The organism is Orientia tsutsugamushi str. Boryong, assembly GCF_000063545.1.
Classification (GTDB): domain Bacteria; phylum Pseudomonadota; class Alphaproteobacteria; order Rickettsiales; family Rickettsiaceae; genus Orientia; species Orientia tsutsugamushi_C.
On record NC_009488.1, the window covers coordinates 1,556,114 to 1,579,630 of the forward strand.

Annotated in this window: 11 protein-coding genes, 1 tRNA gene and 4 pseudogenes; 6 read left to right on the top strand and 10 right to left on the bottom strand. The window is 30.6% G+C overall.

What is annotated here, in order from left to right; translation table 11 throughout:
• Positions 1–166 precede the first annotated feature (166 nt).
• From OTBS_RS07395 to OTBS_RS15210, 3 genes are all read right to left on the bottom strand, one after another.
• Entirely contained in the window at positions 167–2,335 is a 2,169-nt protein-coding gene (locus OTBS_RS07395) for a hypothetical protein (RefSeq protein ID WP_011944965.1), read from the bottom strand.
• A 735-nt stretch (positions 2,336–3,070) separates the two neighbouring features.
• On the bottom strand, positions 3,071–4,165 hold the full coding sequence (locus tag OTBS_RS15205; protein ID WP_232488824.1) for a hypothetical protein: 1,095 nt from the start codon (positions 4,163–4,165) through the stop codon (positions 3,071–3,073).
• Positions 4,166–4,238: 73 nt separating this feature from the next.
• Complete coding sequence (locus tag OTBS_RS15210; protein ID WP_041621224.1) at positions 4,239–4,772, bottom strand: hypothetical protein; 534 nt, start codon at positions 4,770–4,772, stop codon at positions 4,239–4,241.
• A gap of 165 nt (positions 4,773–4,937) precedes the next feature.
• On the opposite strand from OTBS_RS15210, the gene OTBS_RS07410 reads away from it, so the two are divergent.
• The gene (locus tag OTBS_RS07410; RefSeq protein WP_080571891.1) at positions 4,938–6,077 is read left to right on the top strand and encodes a reverse transcriptase domain-containing protein; all 1,140 of its coding nucleotides are present in this window, start codon (positions 4,938–4,940) and stop codon (positions 6,075–6,077) included.
• Positions 6,078–6,998: 921 nt separating this feature from the next.
• On the opposite strand, the gene OTBS_RS07415 is transcribed toward OTBS_RS07410, so the two are convergent.
• Entirely contained in the window at positions 6,999–8,510 is a 1,512-nt protein-coding gene (locus OTBS_RS07415; RefSeq protein ID WP_011944966.1) for a YifB family Mg chelatase-like AAA ATPase, read from the bottom strand.
• A 403-nt stretch (positions 8,511–8,913) separates the two neighbouring features.
• Here OTBS_RS07415 and OTBS_RS14495 point away from each other — a divergent pair.
• The 3 genes and pseudogenes from OTBS_RS14495 to OTBS_RS07425 form a co-directional block, all read left to right on the top strand.
• Positions 8,914–9,015, top strand: a pseudogene (locus OTBS_RS14495) (IS110 family transposase); the annotation flags it as partial.
• A gap of 37 nt (positions 9,016–9,052) precedes the next feature.
• A pseudogene (locus OTBS_RS12910) lies at positions 9,053–9,851 on the top strand (IS5 family transposase).
• Positions 9,852–10,315: 464 nt separating this feature from the next.
• Positions 10,316–11,443, top strand: a complete 1,128-nt coding sequence (locus tag OTBS_RS07425; RefSeq protein ID WP_232488973.1) for a reverse transcriptase domain-containing protein — start codon at positions 10,316–10,318, stop codon at positions 11,441–11,443.
• Positions 11,444–12,430: 987 nt separating this feature from the next.
• Here the strand turns inward: OTBS_RS07425 and OTBS_RS07430 are convergent.
• From OTBS_RS07430 to OTBS_RS18475, 4 genes and pseudogenes are all read right to left on the bottom strand, one after another.
• Complete coding sequence (locus OTBS_RS07430) at positions 12,431–13,402, bottom strand: hypothetical protein (protein WP_011944968.1); 972 nt, start codon at positions 13,400–13,402, stop codon at positions 12,431–12,433.
• A gap of 82 nt (positions 13,403–13,484) precedes the next feature.
• Positions 13,485–14,846, bottom strand: a complete 1,362-nt coding sequence (ftsZ, locus tag OTBS_RS07435) for a cell division protein FtsZ (protein WP_011944969.1) — start codon at positions 14,844–14,846, stop codon at positions 13,485–13,487.
• Positions 14,847–15,051: 205 nt separating this feature from the next.
• Positions 15,052–16,317, bottom strand: a complete 1,266-nt coding sequence (gene murA / locus OTBS_RS07440) for a UDP-N-acetylglucosamine 1-carboxyvinyltransferase (protein WP_011944970.1) — start codon at positions 16,315–16,317, stop codon at positions 15,052–15,054.
• Between the two features lie 637 nt (positions 16,318–16,954).
• Positions 16,955–17,044: pseudogene (locus OTBS_RS18475) on the bottom strand (IS5/IS1182 family transposase); the annotation flags it as partial.
• Positions 17,045–17,266: 222 nt separating this feature from the next.
• On the opposite strand from OTBS_RS18475, the gene OTBS_RS07445 reads away from it, so the two are divergent.
• Together OTBS_RS07445 and OTBS_RS07450 are read left to right on the top strand one after the other, a co-directional pair.
• Positions 17,267–17,962 (top strand): hypothetical protein, encoded by a 696-nt coding sequence (locus OTBS_RS07445; protein ID WP_041621319.1) that lies wholly within the window; start codon positions 17,267–17,269, stop codon positions 17,960–17,962.
• A 514-nt stretch (positions 17,963–18,476) separates the two neighbouring features.
• Positions 18,477–18,562: transfer RNA gene (locus OTBS_RS07450), tRNA-Leu, on the top strand.
• A 1,497-nt stretch (positions 18,563–20,059) separates the two neighbouring features.
• On the opposite strand, the gene OTBS_RS07455 is transcribed toward OTBS_RS07450, so the two are convergent.
• Positions 20,060–20,905 (bottom strand): YihY/virulence factor BrkB family protein, encoded by an 846-nt coding sequence (locus OTBS_RS07455; RefSeq protein WP_011944973.1) that lies wholly within the window; start codon positions 20,903–20,905, stop codon positions 20,060–20,062.
• 439 nt (positions 20,906–21,344) lie between these two features.
• Positions 21,345–22,167: pseudogene (locus OTBS_RS12930) on the bottom strand (IS5 family transposase).
• Positions 22,168–23,517 lie beyond the last annotated feature (1,350 nt).

Consider the following 23,517-nt stretch of genomic DNA (forward strand, 5'->3'; position numbering starts at 1 on the left):
GAAAGCGCATTATCAAGAAAAAATAATGTTTAACACTATCCATAAGCAAAAAATCCTATCATCCTTACCTTTCCTATATTTTAATACCTTTCTTATATCAACCTTTGTATTTAATAAATTTAATATACCTCTTATAAAACTAAACCAAGTTATTTTGCAAGCTTTTTTACAAATCTATACTACTCGATTCAATTTCTATATCACCAATAACGCCCTGTTCATCATTATGCTCCATCAATACATTGTTATACTCTTCAGATAATAAAGCATACTTATCTTGATACTCTTTAAGTAATAGCTTAAGTGGACTAATATTTAAATATTTGCTTAATTTCATACATAAATTAAGAGACTCATCAATAACTAGAGTTATATGTGTTAATTTTGACATTACTTGCGTTAATTTTAATGGATCTGAACTCTGCTCTTCAGCTTTTGATTTTATATTTGCATAGTCATTACTAAAAGCTTGCTTTTGCTCAGATAATTTATCTTCATCATGAGCGATCTCTAACAACATTGATATTGGATTAAATGCTTCTAGATGATTTTTATAATACTGACACATATCAGGACTATTATACTCTGATGATAATTCTTCTAATTTATCAACATTAGGAAGGCGATATGTATTCGGAGAACTGAATACTTTTAGGTTATTTTTTATTAAGATTTGTTTATCATAATCAATATCTACTATTTTTGAATTAGTATCATTTAAATTTAAAAAATCAATGTCAAATGGAAGTACTATTCCATTTGTTAGTTCTATAATTTTAGTTGCTAAGCTAGAAATATTTGTTTTAAAACTATCTTCTGTTGTTTGATATAGCATAAATTTAAGAGCCTTATTAGCTTTATCTTCTAGCATATTTTCATTCAAGAACTCTTCAAAACGTGTCTTGCTGTTACATTTATTCATAAAATATTCTATGAAGTTATTGCATACATCTATAGCTTCTTCATCAGTTGCAACAGATAAGATAATTTTATTGCTAATAAAGTTTGATAGAGCTTCAATTTCTTGTTTATCAGATTCTTGAGCATTATCTTTTTTTCTTAGATAATCGATTCTATTTAATACTACATCTATTGTAATAGGTAAATCTTCAGCTAAAATCTGAGAATCTTCGTAATCTTTAGTATGTTTTATCTTAGAAAGAATACTACTAACTTTAGTAAGCTGTAACATTTTTTTCTTAGTAGATTCCAATATGACTGCATATTGTTCTAGATGAAAATGCATTCTTGTATTAATAAATACATCATATACATCTACTATTTCTAACTCCTCATCATAATCTGAATCATCATCTATTACTACGAATTCGTTGTGAGAAGGAGGCTCATCTTTAGCAGGAAACTCTGACTCCAATAACTCCTTAACATTACTAGGTAGTTTATCATAGTATGATTTATAGTTCTTTACGTTAATTTGCCTACAGAATAATGGAATAAGGTTATCATGTACTGATATTAAACTTTCAACATATGATTCGTACTTTTTTAAATCAATTCCAAATTTTATTAACATCTTTGCAACTAATACATGAATATCATTGTAAATCATAGCTCCATGATGTCCAATAGATTGACCACTTTGCAACCTTCCCAATTCACTAAAGCAATAATGACAGTAACCAATATCTGCCTCATAGAATTTTCTTTGAAAGAGCATTTCTGCTAAATTATTAGCGCACTTTGAGTTTTCATCTATTAGACTCAAATGTTTTTCTAAAAAAAGTTCTACTTTTCTTACTTCAGTACTAGTTAAGTTACCGCTAGACATTCTGATGGTACCTGCTATAAGGCTTTCTGCTATCTCATTTTGATTAAGTTGAAAGTTTTTAATAAACCATTCTGCAGACTGTACTAAATTTCTCTGTATAATTTTTGTTAGTATAGTAGTATGATCATATCCTTCATCATTATAATGTACTGGAAACTTATCTTTAGTGCTGTTAAGTAGCAAATTAGTGTAGTCATCTGAATAAAGTTTAGCCTTTTCATCAAGAGAAAGATATTTTTTTGATATACGTAATGCAGTATTATCGTACTCCTCAGTAGTTAAATCAGTACGTTTAGTATCATAAATCCACATTGTGGCAGGCATACCATGCTCATCTTTAGCACTGATATCAGCTTCAAGAATCAATAGAGCTTCGATGATGTCCTCTCTTAGATACTTAAACGCTCTTATGAGTAGTGTATCATTGTTTGCTTGAGATCTGGTATAAACTAATTTAGGATGCAAGGCTGTTAATTCTAGAAGAGCGGCCTTATTACCTGCTTGCACATACCCAAAAGCCTCTCTTCGTATTTCATCTGATATCATATATTTAATAATCCTTAATCTCTGTTTAAAATTTTATACTAAATGTATAATTGTAAAAAATATTAAAGTCAATTAAGAAAATTGCAAAATACGAAGCAATAGGAAAAGTGAACAAACAGCTAACTTAATAAATTCAAGTTAGCTATAATAACCAGAATTTGAGATAAAAAGTATGGCAAACTGTATGAATAGAAAGTATTGCAACTATAGTGTAACATTACAAAAAAGGTACATAAAAAACCAAGTGAAACTATTATTATCTATCTAGCAGAGATTTTTTCTTACTAGAAACATGTAGCAAGTATTTTAAACAAAGAATCTACGACGATAAATGTTTAATCTATACATAAGTATTAAAAGAACTATAACACTTATTTTTCCTAGGTTTTGCTATATTTGGATATCAAACTCTGGTTAACTATAATTAAAATTTAAATATATTAACTTATTGTATTATTAATATCACAATGCAAAGCATATCTATATTTAGCCTTAGATTCAGACATCATTTTACTCCTGAAATTATACTATCCCTATTGTAATATAATCTCCAGTACAGCTTTGCTTAGCAGCAAAGCATAGAACGATAAATAATTATTCATGAATTTTCACCTTTTTGAACCTTCGCAATCTGTTAAAGGATTATCATATAACTTACAATATAACAAAAAAATAAATAAAGCACCATAATTTTTCTGAGTAGAATTTTGTATTTCACAGCTATTAATCATTAATCTAACTTTCTACAAACTCAACTAATTCAAACGAAAACCCTTGAGCTGCAAAAGCACGCTCTAGAATGGGTTTAAAATTTGATTTGATATAGCTATTTGCAAAGCTTGTTAGAGCCTTAATGAATATCTTTTTATTAACATTATCTTCATTTACAACTTCTAACTTACTAAACCATAGTTTATCAATAACTTGCTCATATTCGTAATGTTGAAGTATGTATTTTCGTACTTTGAACAATATAGAGTTAGAACTTAGCTCTTTACTAAGTTCTGAAAGGTAATCTTCATCACTCATTTGTTGCTGTAAAATTGTTGTTTTTTGATACTCCGTTGTGTTATTGATAACTTGTTTTGATTCATCAAATGGTATAACTTGTAACTGCTCAATATCATTGCTATGCACAGCTCGTACCTCCTGTAATATCTTGAATTTAATATGATCTGATAGTAAAATATTCTTAATCAACTTGATGTAATATTTGTTTTTAACTGCTGCCCCAAAATCACAAGATGTTAAAATTTGATAAGCAGTATCTGCTTCAAAGACTCCAGCTATTTTACGCTTCAACTGAGCCTTCATACTACGATCTGTACCAGATTCAATGTTTGCTAGATACTGTTCTTTAAATCTTCCTACATCATTAAATCGAAAATTTCCACTATTAGCCTGATCAGTAGTTAGTAATTCATTTGCTAAGGCTTTTGCCATATAGTTTAGCACTGCTATCTTATTTTCAAAATAACGGAATGAATATTTATTTGATAACTTCAACAGTAATTGATTTATGAAGTATATGTTGAAGCTTCTACTAGACATACGTTGTAGTATAACTGCATCTTCTGGTGTTAGTGGATAATAATCTGCTAGTCTTTTTCTTTTGGGGCAGCATTCATTCTTTTCAACCTCTGAATTATCGATAATAGCTGGAGTTGCTAACTTACTGTTTTGCTCATAATCATTGTTTGATGGCTTGTCATTACTAACATCACTAAGCTCATAGAAATTCAAATTCTGTTGTTGCTGTTGATCTTCTTTTTCATTTCCTACTAACTCAATTTCTATAAAATCATCAGATTCAGTATATTTAAACTTCAAATTTTGCTGCTGATCTTCATTTTTATTTTGATCATTCTCTACTAACTTAACTTCAGTAGATCTAGATCTATTATTATTTTATTATATCTATATATGTAGCTGCAATTTTTTGCAGGTTCACCTGCAAATTCTTGCAAATTGATGTGAAAATTTTTTTGTTGTAGAAGGACAATTTTTTCTTCTTTTTTTCTTTTTCAGTAAAACGCTGAAAATTTTTTAGAAGTTTTATACAAGGAACATTACGCAACTTAAAATTGTTTTTAATTATTGTCCTATTTTCAACTTCAATGAAACCAGCTTTTTGTAGTTCAACTAAGCATTGCCTAACCCTGCGTTGACAAACCTGCAACTCCTTTTCAAAAGAGTGATAACTGTCTTGTAATTCCTCTATATCATTATTGTAATAGATCTGTAGTTTATATACTATCAATGATAGAAGCTGTTTAGATGTCTTGCTTAAAGCTTTAGCATTATCTCCAATCAGATCTTTCCATTCTGCTGGAACAAAATTTCCAATAAAACGATAAAAAACAGTTGCATTATTGCTACTGTTATTATTAGCAATTTTACAATTATTGCTTGCCAAATTACGCAAATTTAGCGCCATTTCTAACCTCCAAAAATGTCAGGTATAGCAGGTGATTTAGGCAATTTTTGCTATCAAAAACCACGTTTTTATCCCGCGTAAATATAGCAATTTAGTAGCTATACTCAAAATTTAACACTCTGAAAGGCTTATAATAACAAGTAGTCTTAAACATTGAAATGTACAATGACTGTACACAGCATAGACAGAAATACATGGTTAACGAAACTTGAGCGTATAAAGTTGCTATCATCGAAAAATCAAGACATAAAGTTTAATAATCTTGGACATATCATTGATTTAAAGATATTAGAAGAACAATATAAGGAACTCGATAGCAAGAAAGCGATAGGAATAGATGGTATAACCAAAGAGGATTATGGTAAGAAGTTGAAAGCAAATCTGCTCTCGCTTCTTACTAGAATTTGCAATGGGAAATATCAGGCTAAACCTGCACGAATAACAGAAATTCCAAAAGAAGATGGAGGCAAAAGACCTTTGGTAATATCATGTTTTGAAGATAAGATAATCGAGTCTACAGTAAGCAAGATACTAAACTCTGTGTTTGAGCAAATATTCTTAAAGTATTCATATGGATTTCGACCTAAATTAAATGCACACGACGCTTTAAGGGAGTTAAATAGACTTACGTATAACTTCAATAAAGGGGCTATAGTAGAGATTGATATAACAAAGTGTTTCAATACAATCAAGCATTGTGAGTTGATGGAATTTCTAAGAAAGAGAATATCTGACAAGAAATTTCTAAGACTAGTTATGAAACTGATTGAAACACCAATCATAGAAAATGGTACTATAGTTACTAACAAAGAAGGTTGTCGTCAAGGATCAATAGTTTCACCAATTCTGGCAAATGTCTTTCTGCATTATGTTATAGATAGCTGGTTTGCAAAAATCAGCAAAGAAAACTTAATGGGACAAACAGGAATGGTGAGGTACTGCGACGATATGGTATTTGTCTTTGAAAAGGAAACAGATGCGAAAAGGTTTTATGATGTTTTGCCTAAAAGGTTAAATAAGTATGGGCTAAATATCAATGAAGCTAAATCACAAATGATAAAATCTGGTAGAGACCATGCTGCAAATTTAGCCAAACAAGGCAAGAAGATCACAAGTTATAATTTTCTTGGATTTACTTGCTATTGTGGTAAATCAAGATTTGGCACAACATGGAGACTAAAATATACCTCAAGAAGAGATCGTTTTACTGAGAAACTGAAAGGACTGAGAAAATATTTGCGTGGTCAGCTAAATACGCAAGACAAAACGCAGGCATTATCACAAGTCATTAGAGTTATTAGGTGAATGGATCAACTATCATGGTATATCTGATAATAAAAGACGAGTAAGTTCATTTATCAACCAAAGTAAACGGGCAATATATAACTGGTTTAATAGAATGGGAGGAAAACGTAAGATGAATTGGAAAAGACTAACCGAGATACTTAAAAGAGTAAATTTTCCTAAAATTGGAAAGATTGTCTCAATGTTCTAGACAACAAATAAGGCATAATGCTTATCTTATTTTTGAGAGCCGGATGCGGTAATTCTGCAAGTCCGGTTCTGAGGAGGGGCCTAATTGAGCAATTGGTTAGGTCTACTCGCATAGATTTAATTTGACCTCTGGCATTTATAATTTTAAACTACGTTAACCAGTTTCGAAAGATGTATAATATACAAGTGTTATAATGGTGAATGTTCAGGTTATTAAGTATAGTATTATGAAAGAATATTTGTAGAAATATGAGCAATAAATAAACGTTTATTAATTGAAACTACAGATAATATAATTATACATTATCTCTTGTATACCTTTTACTCACTACCTTTCATATTTTCTCTTATCCTAAATTAGCGTTTATAGTCATCTACAATGAGGTTTAAGCATAGAAAGAGGCGATAAAATAGTTAATATAATCTGTTGGTTGTAAAGTTATTTTTCTGCTACCTTATTCTCCTGATTTAAATCCTATTGAAAAAATGATTTCAAGCTAAATCAAGCAGAATGAAATATCACTGTAACTTAGACATCCTTTTCGAAAAGTATATAACATAACTGTTTTATACTAGTTTAGCTATATAGCTAATGATTTTTAAAATCCTTTCATAGTAACAAATAAAATTTTTACCTTACCACCTTTTTTGATTTATTATCCTAATTCTCTATTTCTATTTTATTGTACCAAGATCAATATTTTTCAATTCACAATGTCATATCTACTGTACCTAATTTAAATTTAGTTGTCTATAACTTAAAGCCTCAGCTATATGAAACTTATTTACCATTTTAATATTTTCTAAATCTGCTATTGTACGTGCAACTTTTAATACTTTATTATATCCTCGCATAGACAACTTAAATTTTATAGCAGCATCATTTAATAACTTCTGTCCTTCACTAGTAGGAGCAGCAAAATCTGTTAATAACTGACCAAATAACTGACTATTTGAGCTTATACCATATCCATCATACCTAGTGAGTTGTATTGTATGAGCATTGTCAACTCGTTTTAAGACTTCAGTTGAAGACTCAGATATTGAACATTTATCATCCACATTATATGTAACTTCTGCTACTTCAACATAAATATCAAAACGATCTCTCATAGGACCAGAAATTCTCATTTGATAGTCAATTCCACATCTTGGAGCTTTATTACAAGCTTTAGCAGCATCAGATAAATATCCGCATTTGCATGGATTCATAGCTGCAATTAACTGAAACCTAGCAGGATATTTTACACTGAAGTTAACACGAGAAATATGCACTTCAGCTGATTCTAAAGGTTGACGCAAAGCTTCAATAGTATTAGTTGAAAATTCAGGTAGCTCATCTAGAAATAGTATACCATTATGAGCTAAAGAAATTTCTCCTGGTTTAACTCGCTTGCTAATTCCTCCTCCAACCATAGCAGCAATAGAACAAGTATGATGAGGTGATCTAAATGGTCTATGTTGAATTAAGTTACCTTCCTTAATAAGATTAGCAACGCTAGCTATCATACTGCACTCTAAAATTTCTATTGGAGACATTTCAGGTAGTATACCAGGCAATCTTTCAGCTAACATTGACTTGCCAGTACCTGGTGGACCTGACATTAACATATGATGTCTACCAGCAGCAGCAATCTCTAAAGCTCTTTTAGGTATAGCTTGTCCAACAATATCTTTTAAATCATGATAATTATCTTTCACAGAACTAATATTAACTTCTGGCTGTCGTATTACTTGAGTACCTTTAAAATGATTAACTAATGATAATAAATCTATTGGAGTAACTATTTTTTTATTGCTAGACCATGCAGCTTCCTTACAATTAGCTGCAGGACAGATAATCCCTTTGTCTCTTTCAAGAGCTCCAATAGCTGCTGGCAAAACTCCAGCTACAGGTAATAATGCTCCATCTAATGATAACTCACCTAGAATAAGATATTCTGCCATTTCATTACAATGCAAAATATTCATACTGGTTAATATTGCACATGCAATAGCTAAATCGAAATGACTTCCTTCCTTAACTAAGTCAGCTGGAGCTAAATTAACTAATATTTTCTTAGCAGGTAACGCTAATCCAATAGAAGATAAAGCAGCTTTTACCCTTTCTCTTGCTTCTGTAACAGTCTTGTCTGCCAAACCTACTATTGTAAAACATGGTATTCCAGTAGAAATTTTAACTTGTATGTCAACATCAAGCACATTAATACCACTCCATGTTACACTTGAAATTCGTGTTACCATATTATTTATCAAAGTCAGTTATTTTAATCACGCATCTTTTAATACTAGCACAGCATAGTAACATAATTCTATTATTACAATCAGTTTCCATAACTAGTCTTAAAAATTTCTTGTCAGATATTCTCTTTCTTAGAAATTCCATCAACATTCGTACAGGTTTAGCTTGATATTGCTCATTTCAAATTCTAGTAAAAAGCGAGAGCAGATTTGCTTTCAACTTCTTACCATAATCAGCTTTGGTTATACCACCTATTCCTTGTATGATGAAAATAAGTGAAATTGCAATAAAATAAAAGATTATAGCAATAGTACAAAAGAAAGCTAGTATACAGTAGTGATCCTAAGGCTAATAGCCTGTATTTACAAGGTTGGTTTGGATATATTAAGTTTAACATAAAATTTGGTGATTATGAATAGTATAATTGTAGGAATTGATATTTCTAAAGAAACATTTGGTGCAGCTGTATTAATTAATAATAGACTTCTTTCGAAACTAGAGAATGATGTAGAATAGTGTTATAAAGATCTGATTTGAAGTAATAATGAAATTCGATCAGATTAAAAATTATAAAGGATGAAAAATTTCGTTGATTAACAGTGGTAAGGAAGGGAACATTCTCAAAGATGGTGGATATTTTTAGGCAAGCTGATTGTCTTAAGAAATCAAAATGTGTGTGTAAAAATAGCTCAATTTGGATGAACAGTTGCTGATGGTCTTAGAATACCTTAGAGAATACCGCACTTATTTCCATATAGGTCAGAACTATGGGATTAGTGAAAGTTGAGCATATAAAGCTGTAAAATGGGTAGAAGATATGCCCTAGTTAAACACCCAAACTCTGCTCTTCCAGGTCGTAAAGCTCTAATGAAGAGCGATATGAATTATGAAGTAGTCTTGATTGATGCTACTGAGAGTCCTATAGAAAGACCTAAAAAAAACAAAAATTCTATTATTCAGAAAAGAAGAAAAGACATACACTAAAAACTCAAATAGTGGTAGACAAGCAAACACACTAAGTAATATATACAGATTTTTCTAACGGTAAAAAGCATGACTTTAGATTATTTAAGGAATCCAAAATTCTTATTCATCCTAAGGTTAAAGCGATTACTGATACAGGATATCAAGGTATACAAAAAATTCACAATAATTCTGAATTACCAAAGAAAAAAAGCAAGAAAAATCCTTTAACTAAAAATGATAAAAAGAATAATCCTAGATTAGCAGGAGAAAGGGTTGTGAATGAAACCGTTATCGGTATGCTAAAACAGTTCAAAATTATTGCTGACAAATATCGAAATAGACGTAAAAGATTCGGTCTGTGCGTCAAGAAAAGGTGAATTAATCTTACTGGTGAAAGTCCAGTTATGGAAGGAGAAGCTAGATCCACCATATAGCGAGTCTTGTGCTGCTGAAGGTAACGACAGTAGTAAAGCGTAGACAGTGAAACATTCGAGCCGAAACCAAATGGTGAACGTGATAGCCCTGAAAGTGAGATGTAGTGGAAGCCGATATGTTCTAGCACATAGTAGGCAAAAGAAGATTGGAGGTCAAACTAGTAAAAATCCAAAAATTTTCAACCACCGGGGTCGCAGGCGTCAGCGAGTTTGTAAAGATTAATGACACAACTTGAGAAGTCCTTATAACTCTTACGTAATTAAGTAAGTATTCAAAGTACAAGTGGTGAAACATAAGGCTTTGGAGATGGTGTAAGGATGGCTGAGTTAGCCATAGTAGTGATGAAACCTAGTAATGTGGGTGGAGCAAAGGGTTAGCAGAAAAGTAAGAATGCAAGAGGGAAACAATGGCTGTACACAGCATAGACAGAAATACATGGTTAACGAAACTTGAGCGTATAAAGTTGCTATCATCGAAAAATCAAGACATAAAGTTTAATAATCTAAATCAAGACATAAAGTTTAATAATCTTGGACATATCATTGATTTAAAGATGTTAGAAGAACAATATAAGGAACTCGATAGCAAGAAAGCGATAGGAATAGATGGTATAACCAAAGCTGATTATGGTAAGAAGTTGAAAGCAAATCTGCTCTCGCTTCTTACTAGAATTCGCAAATGGCAATATCAAGCTAAACCTGCACGAATAACAGAAATTCCAAAAGAAGATGGAGGCAAAAGACCTTTGATAATATCATGTTTTGAAGATAAGATAATCGAGTCTACAGTAAGCAAGATATTAAACTCTGTGTTTGAGCCAATATTCTTAAAGTATTCATATGGATTTCGACCTAAATTAAATGCACACGACGCTTTAAGGGAGTTAAATAGACTTACGTATAACTTCAATAAAGGGGCTATAGTAGAGATTGATATAACAAAGTGTTTCAATACAATCAAGCATTGTGAGTTGATGGAATTTCTAAGACTAGTTATGAAACTGATTGAAACACCAATCATAGAAAATGGTACTATAGTTACTAACAAAGAAGGTTGTCGTCAAGGATCAATAGTTTCACCAATTCTGGCAAATGTCTTTCTGCATTATGTTATAGATAGCTGGTTTGCAAAAATCAGCAAAGAAAACTTAATGGGACAAACAGGAATGGTGAGGTACTGCGACGATATGGTATTTGTCTTTGAAAAGGAAACAGATGCGAAAAGGTTTTATGATGTTTTGCCTAAAAGGTTAAATAAGTATGGGCTAAATATCAATGAAGCTAAATCACAAATGATTAAATCTGGTAGAGACCATGCTGCAAATTTAGCCAAACAAGACAAGAAGATCGCAAGTTATAATTTTCTTGGATTTACTTGCTATTGGGGCAAATCAAGATTTGGCACAACATGGAGACTAAAATATACCTCAAGGAGAGATCGTTTTACTGAGAAACTGAAAGGACTGAGAAAATATTTGCGTAGTCAGTCAGCTAAATACGCAAGACAAAACGCAGGCATTATCACAAGTCATTAGAGTTATTAGGTGAATGGATCAACTATCATGGTATATCTGATAATAAAAGACGAGTAAGTTCATTTATCAACCAAAGTAAACGGGCAATATATAACTGGTTTAATAGAATGGGAGGAAAACGTAAGATGAATTGGAAAAGACTAACCGAGATACTTAAAAGAGTAAATTTTCCTAAAATTGGAAAGATTGTCTCAATGTTCTAGACAACAAATAAGGCATAATGCTTATCTTATTTTTGAGAGCCGGATGCGGTAATTCTGCAACTCCGGTTCTGAGGAGGGGCCTAATTGAGCGATTGGTTAGGTCTACTCATATAGATTTAATTTGATCTCTGGCATTTATAATTTTGAACTACATTAACCAGTTTCGAACGAGGTCTAATATATAAAATTCATATTTTGATTTTCCAATTAAACCTGAAGAATTGTTTAGAAAGTATTGTAAAGCCTGAACAGCAATGTTATAAAATCTGTCAAAAAGGAGTATGAGTTAAAATTAGACTTGCTGTGAAATAAAAATTTAGTAATATGAACAAAATCGATATAGCTATAATTATTTTTATTATTTTGCGGAAGATCTAATGATATTTATGTACAACTTTTTCTTATAGAAAATAATGAATATCTAATTTTAGACTAATTTTATTACATGCAATACTTTATAACTTCTGAGATCATATCTATATTTCATTAATTTATAATATAGCTAAGCTACTATAAAACAGTTATATTGCATACTTTTTGAAAAGCCTATCTAAGAACCATAGAGATAGCTGAACTATTATCACTGTTTTATAATAGCTTGGCTATATACATAAATTTATAACAGACTACTTTGCTCACTGTTTTTTATTTATGCTTGCTTACATAGGTATAGATCATAGTAACCTTTAGGAAAGTATATGAGTAGTGAAATAATGCATTGCAATATTCTTGCTACTATCAAGCTATTATTTTGCAATTTCCGCAAATAATATAATTTACTCTATTACTGAAAATCCTGAAAGCGGCTTTTAGAATTTTTACTACTATTATTAATATTAGCAGCAGTTCTATTTGAGCGGCTATTTGATGTTGATTCTGCTACTGCTTGACCGTTATCTAATGCTAACGCAGAAGTTAGCTTTTGAGGAATATGCTTTGCTTCTATCTCATCTTTCATAGATGATTCAACCAAATTACGTGTATTACCAAGACTACTTATATGTTCAGATAGCATACTAACTTCCGTTGTTAATTTTGCAAGAATATTTTCAAGAGTATTCTTAGCTACTGTAAAATCTTCTGTACTATCTAGCGATAGATCTTTCAAGCGGCTAATTTCTTCTTCTAACCCAGTCAATTTCATTGAGCTTTCCTTTGCAAATTTTGCGCAATTTTCCGCTAAACCATGCAAAATATCACTACTTAATGATGCAACATCAGGCGCTATTACATCCATTTCGGTATATTTTTGTGCTAAATCAGATAGTTTAGGGTATTTTCTCATCTTATCTACATTAGGAGAGCGTTCTTCAATATCTTGCTTGGTATTTGCTACAGCGCTTTTTTCTGGAGGTGGATTTTTTATAACCTTATCTAAAGCATATATCAACAATGTTGATCCCAAGATTACTGGAGCAATAATTTCGCCTACTATAGGTATAGCAATTGAAAGCAGCGCTGCTTCCCCTTTACGTGCTAACAAAAACTTTTGCACACATTTAATTTGCCCAAGCAACATCTTTAAAACTTCTTTAAGGACCTCCTTGACAGCTTCAAAACCATGAAACTTATCTCCGTAAATAACCTCTTTTATTTTTTCACAACCTTCTTTTGTTTCTTTAGAAAATCCATGATAAAACTCTGATGTATCATCAGTAACACCCTGGGCATAATCTTTAATCTCTGATAATACTGTACCTGCTATCCACTCTAAAAAAGATGCGGTACTTTGAAGCGTGTCTGTTAAAGTAATCATAAAAAATAGTTCCGTAAATTTTATGTTAGATATTGAATAACTATGTATAAAATAATTAGCAGATCAATCTAAATATTGATCATCATTTCTTATTTTTTCTTAAAAAAGTTGGTATTTCATAAATATTTCCATCAGATGCTACTTGGGAATCATTATCTTCGGTTGCTTTAGCAGTTGGATAATCAGATTTTATGCTACGCCACATTCTAGCAAAAATTGACATCTTAGGCTTTGTTTGAGGTTCTTCTAGTTGTCTTATAGATGATGAGTGTAATAATGATAAACTATCATCTTTTGGTGGCTTATTGTTGATGATACCGCTATTTTTAGTAACATTAGCATTGAATGAGTCATGCGCCATATTGCAATTTAATTCACTTACATTTAATTTATCAGTTTCATCCGTTTTAATACATTCCATGTTACTATCATCTACTAAGTCAGTATTTTCTGCATTTTCTGCTGATTTCTTTTCTTCTGATAATTGATTGCAAATAGATGATGCAATTACTGATATCTTGATCTTGCCTTGTAAATCTGGATTGAAAGTTGCGCCGAATATAATTCTAGACTCATCATCATCTATTTCTTTACGAATACGATTTACTGCTTCATCAACTTCCATTAAAGTGAGATCATTTCCGCCAATAATATGAATCAATACTCCCTCAGCTTTTCTGATGGAGGAATTATCAAGCAAAGGATTAGATATAGCAATTTCTGCAGCCTTAATAGCTCTATCCTCGCCGCTAGCTTCTCCTGTTCCCATCATTGACCTTCCTCCTTTTTTGATAATAGTAACAACATCAGCAAAATCTAAATTAATTAGTCCAGGTAAGTTAATTAAGCTAGTCATATTAGTTACTGCATCTGTTAACACAGTATCAGCCATCTTAAATGCTTCAATAAAAGTAGTAATATGATTACTAACTCTAAATAAATATTGATTTGGAATTATTATTACAGTATCAACATTCTTTTGCAATTCTTCAATTCCAGCTTCAGCGATTCTCATTCTTTGCCCACCTTCAAGAGTAAAAGGTTTTGTTACAACTGCAACAGTGAGAATTCCAAGCTCTTTAGCAATTCTTGCAACTACTGGAGCTGCGCCGGTTCCAGTTCCTCCGCCCATTCCAGCTGCAATGAATATCATATTACTATTTTCAATATGGCGTTTAATTTCATCGGCTGACTCTTCTGCTGCTGCTGCCCCAACATTAGGATCAGCTCCAGCTCCCATGGTACTTTTTCCAAGCTGAATCTTATTTTCGGCTAAAGACATGTTTAATGCCTGAGCATCAGTATTTGCGACAATAAAAGTTACTCCTTGCAAATTGGATGTAATCATATTATCTACAGCGTTACTTCCTCCTCCTCCTACTCCAAATACAGTAATCACTGGAGCTCCTGTTAATTTTTCTGGAGTTTGTAAATCTGCACTCATAAAAAAATCTGCCCTTAATTAACCTTAACTAATCATAAATTGTTTATATCGAATACATACAGTTGTTTATATTATTTTACATAGTATGTAAGTACTATTTAATTTTTTATACTATAAGTAATAGTAATTATGGCTCTTAAACTTAACATATAGCCTATTTATAATAGCATATCAAGCTCAATTATAAAATACAAATTTTTAAATACTAATCAGGAATTCTTTGGACTCTTGCATTACAGTTCTGTAATTTTTCAACTAAAGACTCATATCCGCGGTCTAAGTGATGCATGCGTTTAACTTTAGTAATCCCTACAGCTGATAATCCAGCTAAAACCAAAGATACTGAAGCTCTAAGGTCTGTTGCTATTACATCAGCACCATGTAATTTCTTGACTCCTGTAACTACTGCTTCTCTGGATTGAATGACAATATTGGCTCCCATTTTAATTAGCTCAAATACATGCATGTAGCGATTTTCATATATATTCTCGGTAATAATTGATACTCCATCTGCAATAGACATTAGGCTCATAAATTGAGCTTGAAGGTCAGTTGGAAATTTTGGATATGGATTAGTTTGTATATTAAGAGGCTTAATAATATTAGCCCCTTCGATAATTAAGCTATTTTCATTCTGATATTGTATTATTGCGCCTGATAATCGCAGTTTTGTAATTGCTGATTTAAGATGTTTAAATATAACATTATTAAGCTTAATTTTCCCTTGTGTTATAGCTGCTGCTACCATATAAGTACCAGCTTCAATACGGTCAGGAATAATACTGTAGTTAGCCCCATTAAGCTCTTTAACTCCTATGATACTAATATTAGCAGTACCAATACCTGTAATATTTGCCCCCATTTTTCTTAAACAATAACATAAATCAGCAATTTCAGGTTCTTGAGCACAATTAGCAAGTTTAGTACTACCATTAGCTAACACTGCACACATAATAGCAGTAATAGTTGCTCCTACTGAAACCTTATCAAACTTGAAACTTATACCGTGCATTCTACTACTACAATTCGCACTAATATAGTCGTCTTCTAGTTGAATATTAGCGCCAAATGCCTTTAATGCAGCTAAATGCAGGTCAATACGTCTTTGCCCAATTGCACATCCACCTGGTGATGCTATTCTAACTTGCCCAAGACGTAATAATAAAGGGGCTAATATCCAAATAGAAGCCCTCATTTTTTTTACTATATTACATGGAGGAGAAAAATGACCGCTAATGTTATTAGCTGTTAATGCAATAGTTCCACTTCCAACAATTTCTACATGAACACCACAACTTTTCAATATGAATAGCATATCACTAACATCTGACAATTGTGGTACATTATTGATAACTAAAGTTTTAGAACTTAATAAGCTTGCAACTATAATTGGTAAAGCTGCATTTTTAGCACCACTAATATTTATCTCGCCCCTTAATGATTTGCCGCCTTCAACTAATATACTACTCACCGATTATTAATTTTTTACAATTTTAACGTTATGAACTATTTATGCTTATAATTCTAACGTTATTAGATCAAACTTTACTTTGTATATAAACAAAAAAAGCATAAAAATTACATCGTTATTTTAGTTTTTGGCATTTTGCTGATGTAAAATTATATCAATCATACTTAGAACATTTAAACAATGATAATATATTTTACTAGAAACTATGCAAAAAATATAGCTTCAATGCAATAAGAGATGCAATATAAAAAAGCGCGAGAAGAAAGGATAAGCTTTTTAAAAGCTATAGTATAGCAAAGAATGATATGTTTTTTATGTTTTTGATTTCTTAAAATTATAACTCTAAATTATTTTTAGCGTTATGAAGAAAGTATAATATCTTAAATTGCTATAATTTTATGCTCTATCTTCATTTAAAAAAATCAAGGTTTTTATTCTATAAGTTCAATGTACACTTTTGAGTTTTCTTGAATTATAACTTATACATTGCTCTGTAGATTTGCAATACCTAACATCTAGAATCAGTATGCTTAATAATATTTATAATGACTTTTTCTTCTTTTTAACTAATGCGAAAACTGTATACTATGCCTTTATGAGACTGTGATACAATAGACTTCTTTCGAAACTGGTTAAAGAGTTCAAAATTATAAATGCAAGAGATCAAATTAAATCTAAGATCGAATCTTTTACGTCTATTTCGATATTTGTCAGCGATAATTTTGAACTACCTTAACCAGTTTCGAAAGAAGTCTAATAAATTAGATGTTTGTTAATACTGCATGATATTTCAAAAACCATCCCAAGTTTCATAGAATATGTGTATTATTTATATAACATGTTATAGTACTTTTATGTATTTGTATATTGACATTGATATATATGCAATCTATATTAACTGAGTATAAATAATTGTTTATATTTAGTTAATTAATATTAAAAGGTGTCTATGTCTTACTTTTTACGTAGAATTTTTTCAAGAGAAACATATAACTGTGTATCCAAAGCAGTTCAAGCTATACAAGAAGCAAAACCTGTAGCGAATAGTGCTATAAATCATTATAGTAGCATACATAACGCTATTTATAGTTTTGAGAAAGTGAAAGTGAATCAGTTTGCTAAAAATAGTACTGAAAATAACCCTACTCAATCTATACCAGATTTAACAAAGTATGCTGTTGATTTAGCAGCTCCTATTATATTACAGCGTATTACGAATGTAGAAATTGCTGCAGTAGGAGCAGCAGCATTCGAATTATATAAACAAGATGGCGGTAAAAAATTAGGTAAAATTTTTTCACATGGTGCTAATCTTATATGTGATGGCCTTAACCTTGTTTCAAAAGTAGCGCAGTTTGCATTTTATGGAGGGAAAGCAGGTATCAATGCTGCTGGTGATTATATATATACAAATGAACCATTGGATAACGAAATAGAAAAAGGATCGAATGGTGCTGAAAATTTCACAATGCGTGAGATGACAACAACAGAAGATACTGCTTTCAGTAGCTTTATAGCAGTAGAGAAAATAATAGAAGATAATCACAATACATCAATAAGTGAAAGCATAGAAAATAATTTTTCAATGGTGCTAGATGCTAACGATGTTCCTCTTGCAGGAAGCATGCAGGAAGTTATTGTATAAGCATAATAACGCCAGTTTAGGATAAGAGAAAGCAGGGAAGGCATAATACAAAAGGTATACAAAAGATAATGTGCAATTATAATTATGTGATATATTAAATATAGTTTTAATTAATAGCCATTTATTTATTGCTCGCATGTTTGCACATGCAAATTTAGAATAAGAAACAGTTAGAAAGAGATATATATACAAGTATTACAATGGTCAATGTTCAGGTTATTAAGTATAGTATTATGAACTAATACTTGTAGAAATATGATCAATGAATAAACTGTTATTAATTGAAATTATATTTAAATATATCGCATAATTTAATTGTGCATTATCTCTCGTAGACCTTTTACATTATGCTTTCTCTGCTTTTTCTTATCCTAAACTGGCGTTAATAGAATTCAACGTCTAATGATACTCTTTATTATTCCAGATAAAATAGATTTCTAACTGAAAAAATATCTTGCTTTTTAGTAAATATCTAGTTATCATCTTTTTTAGTTTATAAGTTGTTAGATGTTTAGCCCGTGTGATGGAATGGTAGACATAACGGACTTAAAATCCGTGGGACATTAGTCCTTGCCGGTTCAAGTCCGGCCATGGGTACCATAATATAAAATTCCTTAAGAGTAGTTATAGTTTGTTCTTAGGTTTTAAGCTGCATCTTATAAATAATAATAATTGTTTTCTGATAAAGCTTATATATCTAAAAGCATTATTTCATCAACTGTTAACCAATGGTATATATTTTTTACTGTATTGCAAGAAAGAAATCTTGCCATTATCTCCTTCCAATAAGTTAGTAAAGGCGCAGTAGTTTAGTTATCCAAGTTTCCATCACCAGCCACATCAAACGTAACATACGAATTTTTCTGTATTGCCGCTTTCCTGATAACTTCATATAGCTATAAACTACTATAAAACAGTTAGGTTATATATTTTTCGAAAAGTGTGTCTATGTCACAGTGATATTTTGTTCTTTAATGGCGGTAACTTAAGTCTAAATGCTACCTTGCTATATCTATGCTAACTTTTTAAAGTTATTATCTATAAAGATATTGTGCTAAGCCTTACCAGTAAATACATCTAAGCTACTATAAAACAGTTATATTATATACTTTTTGAAAAGTGTATCTAGGTCATAGTTATAGCAGAACTATTACAACTGTTTTATAGTAGCTTAGCTATAGCAGGTTATCAGAATTAGCGGATGTTATTCGCAAGAGAAGCAGGTAGTTGACTTAACTGTTATAAGCATAACAATAATGCTCGTTTCTTATTTTTTGTATGAAAGCTGTAAAACGAAAAAATCTATAGCCTTTTCAGAAAATCGTGAGTTAAGAGAAGAGATTTCTGGAGTAGAGCAGGTTGTAGATTTGAGAGCGAAATAGACAGAGGAAATACTTGCTGAAGTCAAAACATTAAAAGATAGATTAGAGAGCGTAATAGAAAGCCGGTATTTAGAAACTACTGCAAAAATTAATAATTTTAACTAAAAACTTGAGATATTAGAGAATCAGCATAAGCAGAGTCTATATAGCCAAGCCACTATAAAACGGGTATGTTATATATCTTTCGAAAAACTTATCTAGATCATAGTTATAACCAGACTATTATAATTTTTTTTGTAGTAGTTTAGCTATACCAGCAGATTCTATACAAACATGTCACTAGTTTGTAAAGCCATTCAGCGCGTTATTATTAAATTTTTTTGTTTGAACTTTATTATTAATTAGCATAGCCGTATCAAATGTGTCATTAGAAACATCAATTCCTAAAATTATACTATTCATAACCCGAGTTTGATATAAGAAATATGCCATACTACAGGAAAAGTAAAAATTACAGCACGTTTCACACTATACATAGGTGTGAAACGTGCTGTAATTTTTACTTTTTTATTGCAAAAAGCGTTCTATTAACTTAAAAATCTTTGCTATAGACATCATAATCGTGTTTCTTTTTATGGCTATAGGAGTTTTTAATATTACCTCTTTATTCTTGCTTTTTTATATTTTTTTTGCATTCAACTATTGGAAGTACTTACTCATTCTGTTCTCTGCTATATTTCTTATATCGAACTTTGGTTATTATAAGTATAGTCAATTAGTATTTGTGCCAATATTTTTTGCCATTTTTTTTCAGTAATTGATGATTAAATTCTGCTCCATATATGAAGATTATAGCTATTATATGAAAGAATAATAACGTAATAATTATGCTTCCTAAAGATCCATATATAAGATTTAATTGACTATAGTAAGCTGTAGATTTAGATAGCATTGTACCACTGAATATCCATAACATCACAGTAATTATTGCTCCTGGTACTACTTCTCTAAATTTTAAATTAGTATTTGGAACAAAATAGTAGATTGTTGATACAGTAAAAAACAATGTTAGCACAATAAATGTATATCTTAACAAAATCCATATTGGACTTAATGTTTTGGTAAAGACAATTGTTGTTGGTATCTTTCTTAATATTATTGGAGTAAAGACAAATAGTACTATGGTTAAAAAAATGATAATACTTGTTATTAAAAACTGTGTTATACTTAATAGTCTCCGTAACCAATAAGGCGGGGGACAATTTACTTGATGTACTCTATTCAATATTGTACGTATGCCTTCAACAAATGATGAAGATGTCCAGATTGTGCCAAAGATTGCTAGAGTTAGCAAACTTTGGGGAGGATTTTCAAGTATTTCATGTATTCTTGGAACGATAGTTTCTGCAACATTTGCTGGTAAATTACTGAGTAATATAGCAATACCATTTTTTCCTAATTCCGATACCCCTAAGAAGCTACTGGAAGCTAAAAAAAACATTACAAATGGAAAAATTGATAACAATATCATAAAGGCCATATAACCTGCATGCTCAATACCATCATGCTCTATTGTTTTAAAGATAGCTTGTGCTAAACAGCGTATATAACGCCAAATCATAACATGTATTTCAAATTTTTAAATATAATTATATTTGATGATATTATATATGAAAAAATGTATAACCGCCAGAACTTCTGCAAAAATGCTATAATAAAAAGATAGTACCATTAAACTACCAAAAATTGATGTGTGCTATGAAGCAGAGTATATAAGCTAGCTGTTGAAAGAACAGCATTAAAAATAGTGATATAAAATATTGTATAAAAAATCAAGAAACAAAATTACCATAAGCCTTTCAGGTATAAAAATTTTAAAAGTAATTGCGTTTTTAATATTTTTGCCCATAAAAAAATAAGACTTAAAAATCCTAATATGTGCTGCAATTACTGTTATGTCTGATCTTTTTCTGAGGTAATGATGGTACTAAGATTTTACTATTTTACAAGCGGTAATTGCTGCATTACCAATAATAACAGTAGACCTTTTTCGAAACTGGTTAAGGTAGATCAAAATTATAAATGCCAGAGATCAAATTAAATCTAATACCGAATCTTTTACGTCTATTTCGATATTTGTCAGCAATAATTTTGAACCGTTTTAGCATACCAATAACGTTTTCATTGACAACTCTTTCTCCTGCTAACCTACGATTATTCTTTTTATCATTTTTTGTTAAAGGATTTTTCTTGCTTTTTTTCTTTGATAATTCAGAATTATTGTGAATTTTTTGTATACCTTGATATCCTGAATCAGTAATCGCTTTAACCTTAGGATGAATAAGAATTTTGGATTCCTTAAATAATCTAAAGTCATGTTTTTTTAGCGTTAGAAAAATCTGTACATATTACTTGGTGGGTTTTCTTATCTGACACTATTTGAGTTTTTAGTGTATGCCTTTTCTTCTTTCCTGAATAATAGAATTTTTGTTTTTTTTAGGTCTTTCTATAGGACTTTCAGTAGCATCAATCAAGACTACTTCATAATTCATATCACTCTTCATTAAAGCTTTACGATCTGGAAGAGCAAAGTTTGAGTGTTTAACTAGGGTGTCTTCTACCCATTTTACAGCTTTATATGCTGAACTTTCACTAATCCCATAGTTCTGGCCTATATGAATAAGTACAGTATTCTCTAAGGTATTCTAAGACCATCAGCAACTGTTCCTCCAAATTGAGCTTATTTTTACGCCCGCCTTTTGATTTCTTAAGACAATCAGCTTGCCTCAAAATATCCACCATCTTTGAAAATGTTCCCTTCCTTACTTCTGTTAATCGACGAAATTTTTCATCACCTAACTCTTTAATCTGATCTAATTTCATTATTACTTCAAATCAGATCTTTATAACGCTATTCTACATCATTCTCTAGTTTTGAAAAAAGTCTAGTTTTGAAAAAAGTCTAGTGATGATAATGTGATAGTTTCTTATCGTTTTGTTACACAAGTTTGATATAATGAGATAGGATAGAGATAGAGGAAATAAGGATTAGAGTAGCAGTTTAACAGGAATATGATAGAAAGAATAAAAAAAGAGAGTTGTAAAAAAGATAAGATAGAGTATAAAGATCTGAAGAATAAAAAATGAGTTCTGAATATGATTCCTCTGGTAGAGAATTTCTGCATAATAGATGATTTTTTGCAAGTTTTTTGAAGAATGAATAAAAAAATATATAGCTAAACTAGTATAAAACAGTTATAATAGTTTTGCTGCCACTATAGATATACTTAAAAAGTATATAATACAGCTGTTTTATACTGGTTTAGCTATATTAGGCAATTTGCTTAACATTTATCTGATAGAAAAAAACTCAAAACGCTTATCCTTACTGATGTTATGTGTAAATTATTATTCCATACAAATACTGTATTCTTTCCTATCTCAAAACGTTTTGACTCTTTTTCAAAACTAATTTTCTCTCTTTCATTTATGTCCAGCGCCTTTTCCAAAATCTATAGTATATGTCATACTAATTACTTTTTCTTTAACATTTTATTATTATGATTATTTCATAGTAGTTTAGCTGTATCATTTGCTTTTTTCCTTTAAAAGTCTCATCAAATTCTCTCGTAATAAGATACCATAACAGAATTCTACTCACCTTTGTGCGGAGAATAATGGTTCAACTCATATCTATAGTCATTTACAACGAGGTTTAAGCATAGAAAGAAGCGATAAAAATTAATAGAATCCGTTAGTTATAAAGTTATTTTTTGCTACCTTATTCTCTAATTTAAATCTTATAGAAAAGCTTTGTGCTAATATGAAGATGTGAATAAGTATGATAGCTGATCTTTTGTAATAGTAAAGCTATTGATCCTTTTTTATTTGAATGTAATTGCAATAAAAGTGTTTTTGATGCTTATGTACAAGCTATATTAATCAAAGATGCAACCACTTAACAAAATTTAGATCTAATTAAGCATTACTTGTTTAAAGTTAAAAATGACATACGCAAAGTAGCTCACTTATTTAACTACTTTTTTGATGCTACCTTTTACACTTAAAATATGTAACTACCTTTCAAAATCAAGCTATACTAGCTTCTCTGAACACACAACACTGCAAGTGAATTACTTCAACATAATATCTCAAAACTACAACATTTAGGTTTTAATTATTATTTAGTATCATTATAATTAAATTCAGATATACTTGTCATATTCTTGAGCC

Coding starts and splice junctions, on each gene's coding strand:
- OTBS_RS07395 (WP_011944965.1), bottom strand. CDS start 2,335: ATGATATCAGATGAAATACGAAGAGAGGCTTTTGGGTATGTGCAAGCA.
- OTBS_RS15210 (WP_041621224.1), bottom strand. CDS start 4,772: ATGGCGCTAAATTTGCGTAATTTGGCAAGCAATAATTGTAAAATTGCT.
- OTBS_RS07410 (WP_080571891.1), top strand. CDS start 4,938: ATGACTGTACACAGCATAGACAGAAATACATGGTTAACGAAACTTGAG.
- OTBS_RS07415 (WP_011944966.1), bottom strand. CDS start 8,510: ATGGTAACACGAATTTCAAGTGTAACATGGAGTGGTATTAATGTGCTT.
- OTBS_RS07425 (WP_232488973.1), top strand. CDS start 10,316: ATGGCTGTACACAGCATAGACAGAAATACATGGTTAACGAAACTTGAG.
- OTBS_RS07430 (WP_011944968.1), bottom strand. CDS start 13,402: ATGATTACTTTAACAGACACGCTTCAAAGTACCGCATCTTTTTTAGAG.
- ftsZ (WP_011944969.1), bottom strand. CDS start 14,846: ATGAGTGCAGATTTACAAACTCCAGAAAAATTAACAGGAGCTCCAGTG.
- OTBS_RS07445 (WP_041621319.1), top strand. CDS start 17,267: ATGTCTTACTTTTTACGTAGAATTTTTTCAAGAGAAACATATAACTGT.
- OTBS_RS07455 (WP_011944973.1), bottom strand. CDS start 20,905: ATGATTTGGCGTTATATACGCTGTTTAGCACAAGCTATCTTTAAAACA.